Source organism: Streptosporangium carneum, from assembly GCF_027922005.1.
GTDB lineage: Bacteria > Actinomycetota > Actinomycetes > Streptosporangiales > Streptosporangiaceae > Streptosporangium > Streptosporangium carneum.
This window is the reverse complement of record NZ_BSEV01000008.1, coordinates 17872-35832: the sequence shown is the minus strand read 5'-3', so window position 1 is coordinate 35832 and position 17961 is coordinate 17872. Positions and strand designations below refer to the sequence as shown.

Genomic DNA, 17961 nt, shown 5'->3' with positions numbered 1-17961 from the left:
GGGAATCCGACCGGCGTTTCATCGTTTCCAGGGTGAGTCCGGCAGATGGGTCTCGTCCGTGAAGGTCACTTCCGGTACATGACGTCCACGTCCCACCGGGTGAATCCGAGCTTCTCGTAGAGCCGGATCGCCGCCGTGTTGCTCTCGTCCACGTACAGCATCACCTGGGCCAGGCCGCGGGAGCGCAGGTGCGTCAGACCCGCGAGGGTGAGCGCCTTGCCCAGGCCGCCGCCCTGCTCGGCGGGGTCGACGCCGACGACGTAGACCTCGCCGATCGGCTCGTGGCCGTGGCCGCCGTCGCCGTGGACCTTGGTCCAGTGGAAGCCGGCCAGCGCGCCTGTCTGCGGAGTCGCGTCCGTCCGGGGGGTCTGCCGTTCCGCGAGGAAGAAGCCCGCGGGGTCGAACCAGGGCTCCTGCTCGCGTCGCTTCAGGTCCTCCATGGTCCACGCTCCCTGCTCGGGGTGGTGGGCGAAGGCCTTGGCGTTGAGCGCGACCCAGGCCTCCTCGTCGGGGGAGCCGGGTTCGAACGTGCGCAGCCGTACGCCTTCGGGAAGCTCGAAGCCGGGTATCGCGGCGAACAGGGAGCGGCGCATCTGCCACAGTGACCTGATCTTGGCGAATCCCGTCGACGCCGCGAGGGCCTCGGCTCCGGGGTGGCCTCCGTGCGCCCACAGGCGCAGCCGTCCCCCTGTCCGATCCAGTACGGCCCGCAGTAGCCGCCCCCCGTGTCCCTGTCTCCGGAAGGCGGGATGGATCACCAGTTCCCCGCTCGGACCCTCGACCGGGTCGGTCGGGTCCACGTGTGCGTAGCCCGCGAGGTCGTCCCCGACGTACAGGAGCACGGCTCCCGCCCGTTCGTCGCCGCCGTAGCGCAGGTGCAGCATCACGTGTTCGTTGAGCGGCCTGACCCCGTCGGCCTCTGTCGCGGCCTCGACCACCGAAAGGACGGCGGCCACGTGTTGTTCGTCGAGTCGTCCCCTGTGTTCCACGCGCACGTTCATGTTCTGGACTTTAGGCGGCCCCGGACCCCAAGAGTTGGTCGGGGACTGGCAAAAGCCGCCATCCTTCGAGCGGGTGAATCGTTACCTCTAGGACATTCCTTGCATGGGTAGCCGCTTTAGTGTCGTGGTTCATGACGTCTCGTACCTTCCAGCGATTAGCCATGGCCGGGATCCTCGCCGGAGCCGGACTCGTCCTCGCGATGGGACCCGCGGAGGCGGGCAACAAGCCCCCCAGGACCGTGCCGGTCCGGCTGCTCGCCCTCAACGACTTCCACGGCAACCTCGAACCGCCGACCGGCTCCTCGGGCCGCATGGTCGACGAGACCGGCGCCACGGTCGACGCGGGCGGCGCGGCCTACGTGGCCACGCACCTCAAGCAGCTGTCCGACAGGAACACGCTGAAGGTCGCCCAGGGCGACCTGATCGGCGCCACCCCGCTGATCTCCGCCGCCTACCACGACGAGCCGTCCGTCGAGTTCCTCGGCAAGGTGGGCGTCACCGCCTCCGCCGTCGGCAACCACGAGTTCGACGAGGGCTACGACGAGCTCAGGCGCATCATGTACGGCGGTTGCCACCCGGTGGACGGTTGCTCGCCCGCGGGTCGCTGGAAGGGCGCGAAGTACAGCTACCTCGGCGCCAACGTGATCTTCAAGGGCTCGAACGGCGCCGCGGAGAGGGCCAGGGGTTCGAACGGCGTCGCGGAGAAGGCCGAGAAGGAGACGCTCGCCGCGCTCAACGGCCAGAACGCCGGCCTGACCGCCGGATCCCTGCGCGCCCTGCTGAAGGACTACGGCGTCCCCGCGCTGCCCCCGGTCACCGTCCGCTGGATCAACGGCGTGCCGGTCGGCTTCATCGGCCTGGTCACCCAGACCACTCCGAACATCGTCACCTCGGAGGGCGTCAAGGCCCTGGAGTTCGTCGACGAGGTCAAGGCCGCGAACGTCGCCTCCGGGCTGCTGAAGCTGGTCGGGGTCAAGGCGCAGGTCGTGCTGGTGCACGAGGGCGACCAGGTCGCCGCGGGCCAGTCGCCGGACGCCTGCAGCGCCCAGCCGGGTGCGGGCAACCGGATCGCCACCCAGGTCGACCCCGAGATCGACATGGTCCTGAGCGGCCACTCCCACCAGGCCTACCTGTGCACGGTGACCGACCCCAAGGGGGTCGCCCGCCTGTACAGCCAGGGCGGCTCCTTCGGCCGTGTGATCACCAAGGTCGACTTCCAGGTGGACGTCCGCACCCGTGACGTCGTGCGCTCCTCGGTCGTGGCCGACAACCAGGTCGTGACCCGCACGGTCACCCCGGACCCGGAGATCGCCACGTTCGTCCAGAACTGGAAGGACCGGGTCGCGCCGGTGGCCAACAAGCCGATCGGCAGGATCACCGCGGACATCGTCAACACCGCGTCGGCGTCCGGCGAGTCGCCCCTGGGCAACCTCATCGCCGACGGCCAGCTCGCCGCGACCAAGAGCGGCGGCGACGCCCAGATCGCCCTGATGAACCCGGGCGGCGTGCGCACGAGCCTCTCCTACGCGGGCTCGCCCGCCGGTGAGGGCGACGGCGTGGTGACCTACGGCGAGGCCTTCACGGTGCAGCCGTTCAACAACCTCGTGCAGGTGATCACCCTCACCGGCGCGCAGCTCAAGACGGTTCTGGAGCAGCAGTTCACCGGTGGCCCCAACGCGCAGCCCTTCAACAAGATCCTGCAGCCGTCGTCGAACCTCACCTACACCTACAGCAGGAGCGCGGCGTGGGGCTCGAAGATCTCCGACATCGAGATCGACGGTGTGGCCGTGACGGACGCCCAGAGCATCCGGGTCGCCGTGAACAACTTCCTCGTCGGCGGCGGTGACGCGTTCGCCGGGTTCAAGGACGGCACGAACCTGTGGAGCGGCCCGCTCGACATCGACGCCTTCGCCGCCTACTTCGCCGCGAACCCGTCGATCACGCCCCCGGTCCCCGACCACATCACCGTCGTCCCCTGACCTCGCGGCCGTACGGCCCGCGACCGGCTCGGGGTGACGCCGTGTCGTGAGGGATCCCGGACCGGTCGAGGAGCTCCACGCCGCCGAGGCGGACTCCAGGCCGGTTCGGGCGGGCGGAGGGTCCGCCGGATCGCGTCCGGCGGGCTTTTCTCCCGTGCAGGTGTTTCCGCCCGCTTCGTCAGGCCCTACCGGCGGGCGGGTTCGCGCTCCTCCGAGGACTCGTTGCCGCGCTCGGGGACGAAACGGTAGCCGACGTTGCGCACGGTCCCGATCAGTGATTCGTACTCGGCGCCCAGCTTGGCGCGCAGCCGCCGGACGTGGACGTCGACGGTCCTGGTGCCGCCGAAGTAGTCGTAGCCCCAGACCTCCTGCAGGAGCTGGGCGCGGGTGAAGACCCGCCCCGGGTGCTGCGCCAGGTATTTCAGGAGCTCGAACTCCTTGAAGGTCAGGTCGAGCGCCCGGCCGCGGAGTCTGGCGGTGTAGGTGGCCTCGTCGATCGACAGGTCACCGCTGCGGATCTCGTCCGGGACCTCCTCCACGGCGGGGAGGTTCAACCGGCCGACGGCCATCCGCAGCCTGGCCTCGACCTCCGCGGGGCCCGCGCTGTCCAGGATGACGTCGTCGACGCCCCACTCCGCGGTCATCGCGGCCAGTCCGCCCTCGGTGACGATCACCAGGAGAGGACAGGTGATGCCCGTGGTCCGCAGCAGCCTGCACAGGCTCTTGGCCTGGACGAGTTCGCGGCGCGCGTCGACCAGGACGGCGTCGGCGGGCGGGGCGTCGATCAGCGCGGACGCCTCGGCGGGCGCGACCCGGACGGAGTGCAGCAGCAGCCCCAAGGCTGGAAGTACCTCGGAGGAGGGTTCAAGGACGTTGGTGAGCAGCAGGAGATTGCTCACGGTGCCTCCTTCCCGCGTCATGCCGGCAACGGCCGTACAAACACGTAAGGACCCGGGGGCTACGTCGCCCAGGTCCCGTAATAGGTGAGGATAGCCCACGAGGATGAGGCGTCCACGGAGTGTCCACCTGGTGAACAGTGTTTCCCCGGCGAGGACGCCGTGACGGCACGGTTACCGTGGGTGTGAGTGAGGAGTTGATTCGAAAGATGGCCAAGGGCACGATCCGCTACTGGGCGGCGGCCAAGGACGCCTCCGGCGTCGCGGAGGAGCCCTTCGAGGCGGCGACGCTGGCCGAGCTGATGGCGAACGTCACGGCGGGGCGCGCGGAGCTGGCCCGGGTGGTCCGGCGGTCGTCCTTCCTGGTGGACGGACACCCGGTGGGCAGGCGGGCGCACGAGGAGGTCGTCCTCGCCGAGGGGGTGACGGTCGAGGTGCTTCCCCCGTTCGCGGGAGGGTGACCGTTCCGGGGGCGGCATGATCGACCTGCTCGTTGTCATGACGTTTTGGGCATGATTGCCGGGGGAGATGCCGCAGTGGCACTCTGGCCGAACCGAGGCAACGAGCAGGGAGTCAGATGCGAAAGCTGGCCGCTTTTCTGGTTTTGCTCCTCGTTCTCGTCGCGATCCTGGACAGGGTGGCCGTCGCCGGGGTGCAGAAGGAGATCGCCACCCGGGCGACCGCCAAATACGACCTCGCGACCCCGCCCGAGGTGACCATCTCCGGGATCCCGTTCCTGACGCAGGCGATCGCGGGACGGTACGACGAGGTCAAGGTCGACGCGGGTCCGATGAGCCTCGCCGGGATCCGCTTCTCCAGCGTCGACTTCACCCTCCACGGCGTCACCGCTTCGCTCGAGGACCTGGTGCTCCACCCCGAGCGGGTGGACATGCGCGCCGAGCGCGTGGCGGGCACCGTGGTGGTCCCCCTCGCGACGCTGAACCAGAAAGCGCCGCGCGGGATCAAGGTCGCCGTCGACGGCGACGTTCTCGTCGTCAGCGGAGAGATCAGCGTGCTGGGGCGGAAGGTGCCGGTCAAGGCCGACCTGAAGATCGACGTGGCCGAGAACGAGCTGCGGTTCGTGCCCGAGAAGGTCACGGTGAGCGGCGGCATCCCGGTGCCCGAGCCCGAGCGGTTGATCAGCTACCGGATCCCGATCAAGAACCTGCCGTTCAACCTGAAGGTGACCGATGTGAAGACCGTGCCCCAGGGGATCAGCATCTCCGGCGAGGCGACCGACGTCCCTCTCCGCGGCTGACCCCGCCGCCCTGACCGCCTGCCGACGCGCCCGCCCGCCGACGCCGCCCGCCGAGCTCCTCGCCTGTCGGTCGGAACGCCTGCCGGCTCCGCCGGGCCGTGAGCGCGCCGTGACCGAGCCGGACCGTGACCGAACCGAGCCGAACCATGACCGCACCGCTTCCGATCGAACCGAACCGTGACCGAACCGAACCGTGACCGAGCCGAACCATGACCGCACCGCTTCCGATCGAACCGAACCGTGAATGAACCGAACCGTCCCGCCGTACGTCGTGAGGGTGTGAGCCACGCAGGAACCGCCGACGAGCAGCTCGTCAGAGCGCTTTTCGACGAGCACGGCGGGCCACTCTACGGTTACGTTCTGCGGCTGACGGGTGACCCGGGGAGAGCGGAGGATGTCGTGCAGGAGACGCTGCTACGGGCGTGGCGGCACCCTGACGCGATCACCGGGCGTCCCATCCGCGCGTGGCTGTTCAAGGTGGCCCGCAATCTCGTCGTCGACCAGCACAGGGCGCGCAAGGCGCGTCCGCCGGAGACGGGAGAGGACGCGCTCGCGGTCGTGCCCGCCGACGACGAGCTCGAGCGGGCCGTCGAGTCGTGGGCGGTCGCGGAGGCGCTGGCCACGCTGCGGCCCGAGCACCGGGAGGTGCTCGCCGAGGTCTATTACCAGGGAAAGTCGGTCAAGGAAGCCGCCGAGGCGCTCGGTATCCCTGCCGGAACGGTGAAGTCGCGCACGTATTACGCGCTTCGGGCGCTCAAGCTGGCGCTGGAGGAGCGGGGGCTCGCGCCATGATGATGAACTGTGACGATGTGCGCATGTCGCTCGGGGCGTATGTGCTCGGGGCGCTGGAGCCCGAGGAGTGCGTGGTGGTCGAGGCGCACCTCGCCGAGTGCGACGGCTGCCGCGCCGAGTTCGACGAGCTGACCGGGGTCGCGGGGTTTCTCGGCAAGGTGTCGGAGGAGGACGTCGCCCAGGTCGCCAGCCCGCCGCGCGCGGTGCTCGACCGGCTGCTCGGCGCGAGGGCCAGGAAGCGCAGGATCGCCAGGGTGATGCTCTCGCTGGCCGCCTCGGTCCTGGTGGTCGGGCTGGGCGGGACGATGTGGGCGGCGACGCGGTCACCGGAGAGCACCCTCGATTCGGCGGCGCTGCCCGCGCCCGCGGCGGCCTCGGCAGGGAGCGAGGGCGGCTTCGCGGCGCCGCAACAGCGCAAGGACGAGCATTTCGCCGCCTCGGCGTCGCCGGTGTCGCCGGAGAGCGACGACCGGATCCTGTCGGCCGCTCCCGACGAGTCGAGGACGGTCAAGGCGGGCAAGGGCGCCGTCCGCGCCGCGGTGACCATGACGCGGGGGGACGGGACGACCGCCGTCAAGGTCGTGCTCTCCGGGGCGGCCATGGGCACCCCCTTCAGGCTGGACGTGATCAGCGCGGGCGGGGAGCGGCAGACGGCGGGGAACTGGGTCGTCAACAAGGCCGCCTACGACAGGTCGGGGCCCTTCCTGGGCAGCACCACGATCCCGTTCGGGAGCATCTCCAGATTCGAGGTCGTCACCGCGGAGAACCGTGTGCTGGTCGACGTCCGGGTTCCCTGAGAAGGGCTCTCCTGAGAGGGGCTCTCCAGAGGGGCTCTCCTGGGCGGAGGCCCTCCGGGCGGGGGTCTTCTGAGCGGGGCGTCCTGAGCGGAGCGTTCTGGGCGGGGCGTCCTGGGCGCTGCGTCGTGCGCGGTGCGTCGTGAGCGGGGGCGCGCCGGGGGCGGGGCGGGCTCCCGGTGGCGCTCTGGCGGAGCAGGACGGGAACAGGACGGGAACAGGACGGGAACGGGGCGGGGAGCGGGCGTGGCCGTGTCGGGAATGGCCCGGCACGGCCAGGTGTTGTCGTGCTCTGTGACCGGATTGGCAGTGGTGCTCGTCACATTGGCGGTGGCCACGCTGGTCGGCGTGGCCGTACGGCGGCGCGACGGCGTGCCGCGCGAGGTTGGGGGCGACGTGGAGCTGCTGACATCCGATGACCTCGACGCCTCCCTCGGGGAGCGGGCGACGCTCGTGCAGTTCTCCAGCGCCTTCTGTCAGCCCTGCCGGGCGACCCGTCGGATTCTGAGTGAAGTGACCGAAATGGTGCCCGGTGTGGCGCATGTGGAAATTGATGCGGAGTCCCGTCTTGACCTCGTCCGCTCGCTGAACATCATGCGCACTCCGACCGTACTGATCCTTGACGCGTCAGGGCGTGTTGTGAAACGTGCCTCCGGGCAGCCACGTAAGGCTGACGTGATCGGTGCCCTGGGTCTCGCCGTCGACGGGTGAACGGGGCTTCGTACCGCCTGTTGAACAATTTTGTCTCATAAGTTGGACAGGGATGTGACAGACGATGGAGCGTCGGGGTAGTGTCTTGGGCATGAACTCCTCGACAGAGCTGCTGACGAAGCGGCGCGCGGTTGATTTCTGCCGCGTGACCACCGCGCTCTGTCGCGTTTCCTAAAGGGCGATCTCAAGCGGCATCGCGCCGCACCGATCTGTACAACCCTTCAGGAGCATCGAGTGATGCACGTTGATCCCCGAGCCCTCCGCTTTTCCGCGGCCGTAACGACCGTCGTCCTCGCAGCCGTCCTCGTGACAGGCAGTGCGTGGTTGCTGGGAGCCCAGGCTGCGGTGTTCGCACTGGGGCTTTTCGGCGCCTCGCCGTACGGGATGATATTCAAAGGGATAGTGAAGAGCCCTCCTGCGGAGTTGGAGGAGGCGTCCCCGTCGCGTTTCGCGCAGGGGGTTGGCCTTTTCTGTGCTCTGCTGGGTTTGGTCGGATACGTCACACAGATCACGCCGCTGGCCCTCGGCGCCACCGCTGCGGCTCTTTTCGCCGCCTTTCTCAACGCAGCCTTCGGCTTCTGCCTCGGCTGCGAGATGTTCCTGATCATTCGCCGTCTACTGCCCGCCGCAAGTTAATCCCGGAGGAATCCCAATGAGCCGCTCCGCCGTCCTGGTGGACGCTGACTGGGTCGAGGCCAACCTCGACGCCGATGGCATCGTTCTCGTCGAGGTCGACGAGGACGCCAGTGCCTATGACAAGGGCCACATCCGTGGCGCTGTGAAGATCGACTGGAGGCAGGACCTCCAGGACCCCGTCCGCCGCGACTTCGTGGACCGCGAGGGCTTCCAGGCGCTGCTGTCCTCCCGGGGGATCGGCAACGACGACACCGTGGTCCTCTACGGCGGCAACAACAACTGGTTCGCCTCCTACGCGTACTGGTACTTCAAGCTCTACGGCCACGAGAACGTCAAGCTGCTCGACGGCGGTCGCAAGAAGTGGGAGCTCGACTCCCGCGAGCTCGTCAAGGACGTCCCCAACCGTCCGGCCACGAACTACCAGGCCAAGGACCAGGACCTGTCCATCCGCGCCTTCCGTGACGACGTCGTCGCCGCGATCGGCAAGCTGAACCTGGTCGACGTGCGCTCGCCCGACGAGTTCACCGGCAAGCTGCTCGCTCCCGCGCACCTCCCGCAGGAGCAGGCCCAGCGCGCCGGGCACGTCCCGACCGCCCGCAACATCCCGTGGTCCAAGGCGGCCAACGACGACGGCACCTTCAAGTCCGACGAGGAGCTGAAGGCCCTCTACGAGGGTGAGGGCGTCGACTTCGCCAAGGACACCATCGCCTACTGCCGCATCGGCGAGCGCTCGGCCCACTCGTGGTTCGTCCTGCACGAGATCCTCGACCAGGCCAGCGTCAAGAACTACGACGGTTCGTGGACCGAGTACGGCTCGCTGGTGGGCGTGCCGATCGAACTGGGAGAGGCCCGATAATGACTCAGGGATGCGCTGCTCCGGAACAGACGATTGCTCTTCCGGCCGGGATCGACCTTTCGACCCAGGCCGTCATCCAGGGTGTGGTCTCCGGCACCGGCACGGCTTACGCCCGCCTGCTGGACCACTCCGGCGAGTTCACCGGCGAGGTCGTGGTGTCCGACGAGGGCATCTTCCGCTTCTTCGCCGCCCCCGGTGACTGGACCGTCCGCATCATCGCGGGCGGCGGCGTCACCAAGGACATCCCCGCCCAGGCCCGCCTGGGTGAGGTCACGCAGCTCGCCGTGGCTGTCTGACCCGTTCGACGACTCGTTCGACGGCTTCGGGCGACGAGCGAAGACTGAGGCGAGCGAAGACTGAGGAGAGCCGGCATCCCCGTGACGGGGGTGCCGGCTCTCTTCTCGTGCGGGACGCTTTTCACACCGGCCGCCCCGGCGACCCGCGCGCGGGACGTTCTTCGTGCCGGCACGCCGTCGGCGGGCTCGGCCGTCACGGCGATCGCCCGGTGTGCGGGACTCACGTTGATCGGCTGCCTGTGGGTGCGACGGCCGTTCACGAAGCGAGGGTGATCTCGGTCAGCTCACGCCAGTCCCGCCGCCGCCCCGCACGGGTCGCCTCGGCGAACGCGGTTTCACCGAGGCGATCACGCGTGTCCGCGGCGATCCTGGAAGCGTCCGGGTGCGAACGATCCTGCGTCCCGCGCACGGCGTCGCTCGCCGCGAGCAGTCGCACGGCCTGCTCGTCCTGTCCCTGGCGCAGCGCGAGATCCGCGATCCCGACCAACATCTCGGCGATCAGCGGTGGATACGCCGTCTCCACGGCCGCCCGGAGCGCTTCGGCCCGATGCGCGCGGGCCTTCTCGAGATCCTCGGTGAGGTAGCCGTACAGGTCCTGGGTCTTGGCGCGGAAGAAGTCGTTCAGTTCCGCGTCGTCCAGCGTTGACCGCACCGTGGCCAGGTGCTGGTGTGCCTTGTCCGGCTCGCCGCGCCGCCACGCCAGCTGCGCCTTCGAAAACGCCAGCTCGACCAGCGTGTCCGCCCAGGCGATCCCGCCCGCGTACCGCTGTGCTTCGGCCATGGCGGACGTGCTGGATCGCTCGTCGCCGAGCAGCCAGTACAGCTGCGCCTGCCGCCCCCGCAAGGAGATGACGTCCTCGGTCGCGCCCACCTCGGTCAGCGCCACAACCGCCTCTTCGTAGTGCTCACACGCGCGGGTGAACTCGCCGCGCGTGGCGAGCCGATCGGCCAGGAAGGTCAGCGCCGTCGAGATCCCCCACCGGTCACCCAGCGTGCGGAACTCGGCGAGGGCTGTTTCGATGTCGACGTCCACGTCGGTCTCGTCGCCGCCGAGCGTGAGCCGCAGCCGGCCGCGAGTGAGCCTGGCCTGCGCGCGCACCCATGGGTCGTCGTCGGCGACGAGCGGCTCGAACGCGGGCAAGAACTCCGTCGGCTCCCGCAGCATCCGCTCCAGCGGCGCGACCAACCCGAGCACAGGGTGGCGATGCCCGCTGCGCTGGGCGAGTCTGTGCGCCTCGTGGATCCACTCCTGCGCCTCGTACTGGTCGCGGCCGGGTCCGGAGGTCAGGAACACCGCCACGATGCTGCACGCCATCGCCCGCACCCCGTCGGGGGCCTCACCCCGCAGCGAGGCCGCGGCGATGCTCAACTCGGTGCCCTCGCCCCTGTGCCCGCTGAGGAAGTAGTACCACCCCGCGGCCGCGACCAGCCGCATCGCCTCCTGGGCCCGTCCGTCGGCGATCGCCCCGCGCAGGGCCGCACTGATGTTGTCGTGCTCGGCCTCGAGCGTGGCCAGCCATTCCAGCTGCTCGGCCCGGCGCAGGTGCGGCTCGGCCGTCTCGGCCAGCTCGGTGAAGCAGGCGAGGTGCGCCCGGCGCGCCGACTCGGTCTCCCCGGCTTCGGCGAGCCGGTGCGCCGCGTACTCCCTGATGGTGTTGAGCATCCGGTAGCGCGGCGTGCCCTCGCCGTCGGCGAGCAGCAGCGACTTCTCGATCAACGCGGTCAGCGCGTCGAAGACCTGCTCCCCGGCGAAGGCCTCGTCCCCGCACACCCGTTCGGCCGCCTCCAGGCTCGCCCCGCCGGAGAACACCGAGAACCGCCGCAGCACTTCGCGCTCGGTCTCGGTCAGCAGATCCCAGCTCCAGTCCACGACCGCGCGCAGCGTCTTGTGCCGGGCGAGCGCCGTACGGCTGCCGCCGGTCAACAGCCGGAACCGGTCGTCGAGCCGGCGGGCCAGCTGATCGACGGACATGGTGCGCAGCCGTGCCGCGGCCAGTTCGATCGCCAGCGGTATCCCGTCGAGCGCTCGGCAGATCCGCGCCATGGCCGCCAGGGTGTGCGCGTCGGAGCCGATGTCCTTGCGCACCAGGTCCGCGCGGTCCCGCAGCAGCCGCACCGCGGGCGAGGACCCGACCTCGGCGGGGTCCGCTCCCTGCGCGGGCAGCGCGAGGGGCTCGACCTGCCACAGCACCTCCCCGGTGATGCCGAGCGGTTCCCTGCTCGTGGCCAGGATCCGCAGCCTCCGGCACTCTCCCAGAAGCCGGTCGGCGAAGGCCGCGGCCGCCTCGATCACGTGCTCGCAGTTGTCAAGGATCAGCAACATCGCGCGCTCCCGGAGCGCGGCGATGAGCCGATCCATCGGCTCCCCGCCCCGCGCGTCACCGAGCAACGCCTGGTCACGCAGGCCGATCGCGGTAAGGGCGGCCTGCGCCAGCTCACCGCCTGCCCGCACCGAGGCCAGTTCGACCAGCCACGCCCCGTCCGGCAGCTCGGTGAGCATCGTCCGCGCGGTCTCCGTGGCCAGCCTTGTCTTGCCGGAGCCGCCCGGCCCCGTCAAGGTGACCAGCCGGTGCCCGATGGACAGAACGGCGACCGCGGAGATGTCGCCGTCCTTGCCGACGAAACTCGACAGCTCGGCGCGCAGGTTCGTCCTGCGGTTCTCTGCCCGCTCGCCCAGCTCGCCCCGCAGCAACGCGGTGTGCAGCGCGGAGAGCTCGGCCGACGGATCGGCGCCCAACTCCTCGGCGAGCCGCTCGCGCGTCCGCTGGTACACGGTCAACGCCTCAGTGCCGCGCCCCGCCTCGGCGAGCGCGCGCATCAAGGCCGCCACGAACCCCTCCCGCAGTGGATACGCGGCGACCAGCTCGGTCAGCTCGGAGAGCAACTCCGAGCCGCGGCCGAGGCGGATGTCCGCATCCACCCGATCCCCGAGCGCGGCGACGTAGAGGTCGTCCAGACGCGTCACCACGGCGTCGAACGCGTCGCTGTCTCGCATGGCGATGTCCGCCATGGCCGTACCGCGCCACAGTGCCAGGGCCGAGCGCAGCAGATCCGCCCGCGCCGCGGGCTCGGCGGCACGGGCCTGACCCACCAGGTGCTCGAACCGGCACACGTCCACGGCGTCAGGAGCCACGGCCAGCCGGTATCCGCCGGCCTCCGCCTCGATCACACCGTCCGGCAACACCCTGCGCAGCCGGGACACCAACGCCTGCAAGGCGTTCACCTCGTCCGCGGGCGGCCGTTGCCCCCAGATCCAGTCCACCAGCCTCGCACGCGTGACGATCCGGCCAGGTTCGAGGGCGAGTGCGGCCAGCAGCGCGCGCAGCCGAATCCCAGGAACCTCCACCACGGCCCCATCGCGGTTGCGAACCTCGAACGGCCCAAGCAATTCAACTCGCACATCAGCAATTGTGCCGAACCGCGGCGACGTCCCGAGCCGGTTGCCGGGCTGGAGCCTGCCGGTCACCGGGGACGCGTGACCGCCGGCCGGTGAACAGGTGAGGGTGCGTCCGGCCGTCCGCCGAGTCCTTCATCCGAGATCACCGGCCTGTTGGCACAACCGCCGGTGCTTGTACGGACTTGTACGGAGAATTCGGCTAGGGCTTCACCGGCTGCGGAGTTCTCGTCAGCGTGGTTCCGGCAACGACCCGTCGCGGAGCGCACGGCTCCGCGCAAGCAGGGAGGAACCCCGATGTCCAGACTCATCAAGACCGCGTTCGCCGCGGCGGCGCTGTCCGGCGCTCTCGCGCTGACGGTCACGGCCGCCGGCGCCGTGGCCAGCTCCCAGAACGGCACACAGACCAGCGCGCAGTTCTTCACCGGGGAGAGCAGCCCCTGGACCGCTCAGACGATCGGGGCCTGGGGGAACATCCCGACGGCGGCCGTCAACGTCACCGTGCCCTCGGGAACGACGCGATTCCTCGACGCCCGCTTCACCGCCGAGTCCCTCTGCGCCGGCGACGCCGGCGCGTGGTGCACCGTGCGCATCGTCGCGGTCAACTCCGCGGGGACGACCATCGAGCTGCAGCCTGTCGTGAGCACCGACTACAAGTTCGACAGACCCGGTGACGGCGAGGAGGCGCACGCCCTCGAGCGTTTCTCCGGCCCCCTGGGCCCCGGGACCTACACCGTGCGGGTGCAGGCCCTGCGCATGACCGGCATCACCCAGTTCACCCTGGACGACTACGCCTTCGCGGTCGGCCTCGTCGAGCCCTGAGGTGTGACGGCACAGTGCCGGATCGTCCATGGGCCCCCGCGGACGTCTCCGCGGGGGCCCATGGGTCACGGGGCCAGGCGTGGCGGATCCGGTCAGGCGCCGGCGCGCTCCTGCGCCCGGCGGACCGCGCCCGCGTACTCGGGGTCGGAGGACATGGCCGCGGCCATGCGCAGGTGGGGCAGGGCCTCGGCGTGGCGGTTGGACCGCTCAAGGGTCCTGCCCAGCAGGAACCTGGCGTAGTGGTCGCCGGGAGCCCGTTCGAGCAGCGACTCCAGCGTCTGCCTCGCCCGGCCGAGCTGGGCCGAGCCGAAGTAGGCGCGGGCGGCCAGCAGGCGCACCGCGGGGTCGTCGCCGTGTCCGTCCAGCAGAGGTCGCAGCATCTCCAGGGCGCCGAGGGGGTCTCGGGCGTCCAGGAGGGCCTCCGCGTGACGAAGGCACGTGACCTCCTCGGGGAGTTCGCGCTCGGGGACGGCCTGCCGTACCAGGTCCCGCAGGACCTCGGGAGACTGTGCCCCGGAGACGGCGGAGCGGCCGACCACGAAGGTCGGGGAGGTGGCCACGCCGATGGCCTTGCCCCGCAGGAGCTGGGAGCGGACCTCGGCGGTTCCCCGCCCTGAGGCCAGCGCCCGCGCCATGCCGTCGAGACCGGCCTCGGCGGCCAGGGCCGCCAGGGTGGCGCGGTCGCCGATGTCGGCCCCCTCGGTGAAGTGGGCGCGCATGAGCCGCTCCACGACGGCGTCCTGCAGGGCGGAGCCGCCCCGTTCGTAGGCGAGGGCGATCACCCGGTGGGCGTCGAAGGTGTTCGGCCGCCAGACCGCGCCCCATCGAGGGCCGAGCCTCTCCTCGGCCGCGACGAGCGAGACGCGCTCGCGGTTCTCCTCGGGGGTGAGGGTGGGGTGGCAGGCGCGCAGGGCGCCCTCGGCGACCGGGTCGCGCAGCGCCTCGTCGAGAGGCTCCGTCTCGGCCGGGGCCATCGGGTCGATCTGGTACGGACGCCAGACGACCTCCACGTCCTCGCCGAGCTCCGCCTTCTCCAGACGCTGCCTGCCGATGTAGGCCCAGGCGCACACCATGTCCGCCCAGACTTCGATGCGCTTCATGACAGGTGCAACAACCGACACCTGTCGTTTATTCGACGGGTGTCGTCTATCCTTGCGGCCGTGCCGGAAATCGTGCCCGAAGGGGATCCCAGGGTCCGCAGAACCCGTGCCAGCCTGCGCTCGGCGGTCCTGAGGCTGGCCGAGGAGCGCGATCCCGACTCGATCACCGTCGCCGAGATAGCCAGGCTGGCCGAGGTCAACCGGGCCACCGTCTACGTCCACTACCGCGATCGCGACGACCTCGTGCTGGACGCGATGGAGACGGCGATCGGAGAGCTGGCGGCCCAGGCCGCGGGCTGCCCCTACCGGGAGCCCGGGCCGGTTCCCGCCCCGCTGGTCGCGCTGTTCGACCACGTCGGCGCCCGGGCGCCGCTGTACCGGCGGATGCTCGGCCCCTACGGCAGCGCCCGCTTCTGCGCGCGCCTTCGCGAGGTGCTGGCCGCCGAACTGCGTGTCCCGTTCACGGCGGGCTCCCGGCCGCCCGGCCACGACGACGTGCCCGCGGAGATCCACGCGGGCTACGTGGCGGGCGCGCTGGTCGGAGTCGTGACCCACTGGCTCGCCGAACAGCCGCCCCGCCCGGCCGAGGAGATCGCGGCGGCCACGTGGAACCTCGTCCGCGGAAGCTGACCGGGCCCCGCCGGCCGCCGGAAACCCCGTGAACGAGCAGGGCGAAGAGAGCGCTTCCCGCTGCGGGTTCCCGTCGTCCCGCCGAACACTTCTTCAGTGTTTGTCAGGAAACGAAAAGCGATCAAGCAGTGAATCGACGGCCGTATTGAGCTGGGAAACGCGGAGAAGACGTCGGCGGCGTGTGTGCCCGGCTGTTCGTGAGCGTTTGGCTGTGGGGGCGGAGCCGGGGTCGCTACGATGCATCGGGTGTCCGGAACGTCTGTTATGCCCCCGCCTTCACAGCCCGCGGCTCGCTCGCTCTCGGCGTACGCGCTTCCGGCGCACGCGCTCAGGATCTTCGGCGCCTGTGCCGTCTCCCTGGTGCTCTGGTTCGCCGCGGGACGCGCGATCCGGGTCGGCCTGATGTGGGTGGGCACCGAGATCACCCACGGTGACTACCAGCAGGTTCGGTTCGCCCTCACGATGTTGATCTTCACTCTGATCGTGCTGAACCAGCTCGTGGTCATGGTCGGCATGCTGCACACGGTGCGGGGGGCGCTCTGGGAGATCCGGGCGCGGCGAGCCGGGGACGAGGCGGACGAGAGCCTGTACGGCGCGCTCAACCGGGCCACACTGGTCTTCGCCACGATCTACATGGCCTGGAGCTTCCACGTTGAGGACGCCCGCGAGTTCATCTCCCTCGACTTCATCAAGCGGGCGGAACAGGACCTGAAGGGGGCCTTCGCGGGAGTCCAGGGAGACGCGGGAACCGCGCTCATCGGCCTGGACGTGCGGGTGTCCATCGGGATCGCCGTGGTGGCCTACCTGTTGAAGACCCTGTTCGGCTGGTGGCACTCCAACGACAAGGTCAAGGGCAGTGGCGTGCTCGCCACCTTCTTCGAGCTGGCCTACGCCTTCTACGGTCTCAACGCGCTGTTCACCTTCACCTCGGCGCGATCCGACTGGATCTCGCAGCGGGCCGTCATGACCACGCTCCACGGCTGGGTCGAGCAGGCGGAACAGGCGCTTCCGTGGTGGAAGGCGTTCCTGACATGGCTCGGCGAGGTCTGGCCGCACATCATCGACGCCCTGATCGTCCCGCTCACTTGGCTCACGGTCGCCTCACTTGTCTACGGCGCGTTCGCCGAGGACACGCGGGCGGTCGTGCGGGGGACCAGACTGGACGCCGTGGCGGACCGGATGGAGCAGACCCACACCCTCACCCGCTCGACCATGACCCGGGCCACGACCGGGTTCCAGGAGCGCTGGGTCCCGCCGGCCAACGCCTTCAGGCTCGCCGCCCGCGGAGGCGCCGCGCTGTTCGGCACGTTCTGTCTCTGTTACGTCGCGCTCCACGTGGGAGGCGACTACGCGGCCCGCGGGGTGAAGTCGCTGATCGGAAGCGAACAGCCGTTCTTCTGGCTGGTCATCGGCCCTCCCGTCGACTTCGTCAGAGACCTGGTCGTGGAGGTGCTGACGGTCTGCCTGCTGGCGGCCACGTTCGACCTCGCGGCCACCCGCAGCCGCGAGGCGGGAGAGACGCTCACCGCCTGAACAGCAGCACCTGGTCCTGCGGTTCGGCCTTCTCCGTGCCGATGCGCTTGAACATGTCCTCCACGGACTCCTCCTCCAGCGGCACCCGGATCGTGCTCGGGATGACCCGTACCTCGACCTGGCCCGCGACCGCCTTGGGCACCAGGCTGATCACGTCGTAGTCGTATCCGACGCCGACCTTGTGGTCCTTGACCTCCAGGGGGAGCTTCTCCTCGACGACCTCCGCCTGCCACCTGCGGCCGTCGGGATGCTCGACCTGGATCTCGGGCTTGCCGCGGCGGATCACGCCTTCGGTGTTCAGGGAGGTCCTGGTCACCGTGATCCTCAGCCACTGCTGGTCCGCCTTGATCGGACGCGCGCCGGGGAGACTGTCGGCCTGCTCGACCTTGACCTTCCAGGCCACGTTCATGAGCGTCCCCGTGCTTCCCGCGGCCACGGTGTGGATCCGGTAGTCGGGGACGCCGGAGCGATACATGAGGTAACCGCTCCATGTGGACAGGCCGACGGCCAGCGTCACGGCGAGGACCGCCGCGCCTGCCCGCAGCGCCGTACGGCGGCGCGGCGGTGGATCGGAGACAGGGGCTCCGGCGGTCTCCGCAGCTCCGGGGACCTCGGCGGTTCCGCCGGGAGGCACGGCGGGCGCGGTCACGGGCGCCGGGGCGGGCGGGGACGAAGGGGAGAGCGCAGGGGACGCCGCCTCGTGGCGCGCGGCCTGGGCCCCTGCTTCGGGCCCGAGAGCGTGAGGGGGCGCCGTCCGCTGCAGCGGGGCCGCGGGGACGGCGGGGAACGGCTGGGTCGAAGCCCCGACGGGCTCGCCGGTCGGTTTCGGCAGAGGCGGCCAGACCTGCTGGTCGGAGAACGTCCGCTGAGGGCCGGGCGTCCACGGGGTAGGGGCAGGGGCAGGGGCAGAGGCAGGGGGCCGCTGGGGCGGGACGTCGGCGGGAGGACGTTGGAAGAGGGCGTCGGCGGACGCGGGCCCGTGGGGGGCCGTCGGCGAAGCCTCAGGACGCCGTCCGGGCGCGTCCGTGCGGGCGGCCGACGAGTGCCGCCCTTCGTGCGGGGGAGAGGGGCTCAGGAGCCCTGCGTGGGCGGCGGGGTGGGGCGGAGGCGTCGCGGGGTGCGGAGCAGGCCCCGGGGGCCGTACGGTGGCGCGCTCGTCGGGAGCGGAGTGACTTCCGGCGGCCCTGCCGTCCTCCACGGGGTGTGCGGTCGGGCGCCTCTCGGGGGTGGTCGCGTGACCTCCCCGGTCGCCTGGGTGTCTCC

18 protein-coding genes are annotated in these 17961 nt (G+C 70.4%); 13 read left to right on the top strand and 5 right to left on the bottom strand.

The window, feature by feature from the left end:
- Positions 1 to 65 precede the first annotated feature (65 nt).
- Positions 66 to 1001 carry a mycothiol synthase gene (mshD, locus tag PKF00_RS18750; RefSeq protein ID WP_271218848.1) on the bottom strand — a complete coding sequence of 312 codons (936 nt, stop codon included), beginning with the start codon at positions 999 to 1001 and terminating at the stop codon, positions 66 to 68.
- A gap of 131 nt (positions 1002 to 1132) precedes the next feature.
- Between mshD and PKF00_RS18745 the strand changes: the two genes are divergently transcribed.
- Positions 1133 to 2980, top strand: coding sequence for a bifunctional metallophosphatase/5'-nucleotidase (locus PKF00_RS18745; protein ID WP_271218847.1), 1848 nt, complete (start codon positions 1133 to 1135; stop codon positions 2978 to 2980).
- Positions 2981 to 3165: 185 nt separating this feature from the next.
- Here the strand turns inward: PKF00_RS18745 and PKF00_RS18740 are convergent, their stop codons facing one another.
- Positions 3166 to 3879 carry a response regulator transcription factor gene (locus PKF00_RS18740; RefSeq protein ID WP_271218846.1) on the bottom strand — a complete coding sequence of 238 codons (714 nt, stop codon included), beginning with the start codon at positions 3877 to 3879 and terminating at the stop codon, positions 3166 to 3168.
- 206 nt (positions 3880 to 4085) lie between these two features.
- Here PKF00_RS18740 and PKF00_RS18735 point away from each other — a divergent pair, with 206 nt between their 5' ends.
- The 9 genes from PKF00_RS18735 (at position 4086) to PKF00_RS18700 (ending at position 9219) form a co-directional block, all read left to right on the top strand.
- Positions 4086 to 4337 carry a MoaD/ThiS family protein gene (locus tag PKF00_RS18735; RefSeq protein ID WP_271219147.1) on the top strand — a complete coding sequence of 84 codons (252 nt, stop codon included), beginning with the start codon at positions 4086 to 4088 and terminating at the stop codon, positions 4335 to 4337.
- A 116-nt stretch (positions 4338 to 4453) separates the two neighbouring features.
- A complete protein-coding gene (locus tag PKF00_RS18730; RefSeq protein ID WP_271218845.1) occupies positions 4454 to 5134 on the top strand; it encodes an LmeA family phospholipid-binding protein in 681 nt (226 codons plus the stop codon).
- A 279-nt stretch (positions 5135 to 5413) separates the two neighbouring features.
- Complete coding sequence (locus PKF00_RS18725) at positions 5414 to 5926, top strand: sigma-70 family RNA polymerase sigma factor (protein WP_271218844.1); 513 nt, start codon at positions 5414 to 5416, stop codon at positions 5924 to 5926.
- Entirely contained in the window at positions 5923 to 6723 is an 801-nt protein-coding gene (locus tag PKF00_RS18720; protein ID WP_309298415.1) for an anti-sigma factor family protein, read from the top strand. The genes PKF00_RS18725 and PKF00_RS18720 overlap by 4 nt, the downstream gene beginning before the upstream one ends.
- Before the next feature lie 243 nt (positions 6724 to 6966).
- Positions 6967 to 7431: a TlpA family protein disulfide reductase gene (locus PKF00_RS18715; protein WP_309298414.1), complete on the top strand. Its 465-nt coding sequence runs from the start codon at positions 6967 to 6969 to the stop codon at positions 7429 to 7431.
- 64 nt (positions 7432 to 7495) lie between these two features.
- The gene (locus tag PKF00_RS44690) at positions 7496 to 7606 is read left to right on the top strand and encodes a putative leader peptide (RefSeq protein WP_369011176.1); all 111 of its coding nucleotides are present in this window, start codon (positions 7496 to 7498) and stop codon (positions 7604 to 7606) included.
- Positions 7607 to 7668: 62 nt separating this feature from the next.
- Entirely contained in the window at positions 7669 to 8067 is a 399-nt protein-coding gene (locus PKF00_RS18710; protein WP_271218843.1) for a DUF4395 domain-containing protein, read from the top strand.
- Between the two features lie 16 nt (positions 8068 to 8083).
- Complete coding sequence (locus PKF00_RS18705; protein WP_271218842.1) at positions 8084 to 8923, top strand: sulfurtransferase; 840 nt, start codon at positions 8084 to 8086, stop codon at positions 8921 to 8923.
- Positions 8923 to 9219 carry a DUF1416 domain-containing protein gene (locus tag PKF00_RS18700; protein WP_271218841.1) on the top strand — a complete coding sequence of 99 codons (297 nt, stop codon included), beginning with the start codon at positions 8923 to 8925 and terminating at the stop codon, positions 9217 to 9219. Before PKF00_RS18705 ends, PKF00_RS18700 begins: the two co-directional genes overlap by 1 nt.
- Before the next feature lie 256 nt (positions 9220 to 9475).
- Here the strand turns inward: PKF00_RS18700 and PKF00_RS18695 are convergent, their stop codons facing one another.
- Positions 9476 to 12619, bottom strand: a complete 3144-nt coding sequence (locus tag PKF00_RS18695) for an AfsR/SARP family transcriptional regulator (RefSeq protein ID WP_271218840.1) — start codon at positions 12617 to 12619, stop codon at positions 9476 to 9478.
- 291 nt (positions 12620 to 12910) lie between these two features.
- Between PKF00_RS18695 and PKF00_RS18690 the strand changes: the two genes are divergently transcribed.
- Positions 12911 to 13435 (top strand): hypothetical protein, encoded by a 525-nt coding sequence (locus PKF00_RS18690; protein WP_271218839.1) that lies wholly within the window; start codon positions 12911 to 12913, stop codon positions 13433 to 13435.
- A 92-nt stretch (positions 13436 to 13527) separates the two neighbouring features.
- Here PKF00_RS18690 and PKF00_RS18685 read toward each other — a convergent pair whose 3' ends face one another.
- Positions 13528 to 14535 carry a DsbA family oxidoreductase gene (locus PKF00_RS18685; protein ID WP_271218838.1) on the bottom strand — a complete coding sequence of 336 codons (1008 nt, stop codon included), beginning with the start codon at positions 14533 to 14535 and terminating at the stop codon, positions 13528 to 13530.
- Positions 14536 to 14595: 60 nt separating this feature from the next.
- Here PKF00_RS18685 and PKF00_RS18680 point away from each other — a divergent pair, with 60 nt between their 5' ends.
- Together PKF00_RS18680 and PKF00_RS18675 are read left to right on the top strand one after the other, a co-directional pair.
- On the top strand, positions 14596 to 15165 hold the full coding sequence (locus tag PKF00_RS18680) for a TetR/AcrR family transcriptional regulator (protein WP_271218837.1): 570 nt from the start codon (positions 14596 to 14598) through the stop codon (positions 15163 to 15165).
- Between the two features lie 246 nt (positions 15166 to 15411).
- On the top strand, positions 15412 to 16698 hold the full coding sequence (locus tag PKF00_RS18675; RefSeq protein WP_271218836.1) for a hypothetical protein: 1287 nt from the start codon (positions 15412 to 15414) through the stop codon (positions 16696 to 16698).
- On the opposite strand, the gene PKF00_RS18670 is transcribed toward PKF00_RS18675, so the two are convergent.
- Positions 16688 to 17347, bottom strand: coding sequence for a hypothetical protein (locus PKF00_RS18670; RefSeq protein WP_271218835.1), 660 nt, complete (start codon positions 17345 to 17347; stop codon positions 16688 to 16690). The two genes, PKF00_RS18675 and PKF00_RS18670, sit on opposite strands and share 11 nt — an antisense overlap.
- Between the last annotated feature and the right edge of the window lie 614 nt (positions 17348 to 17961).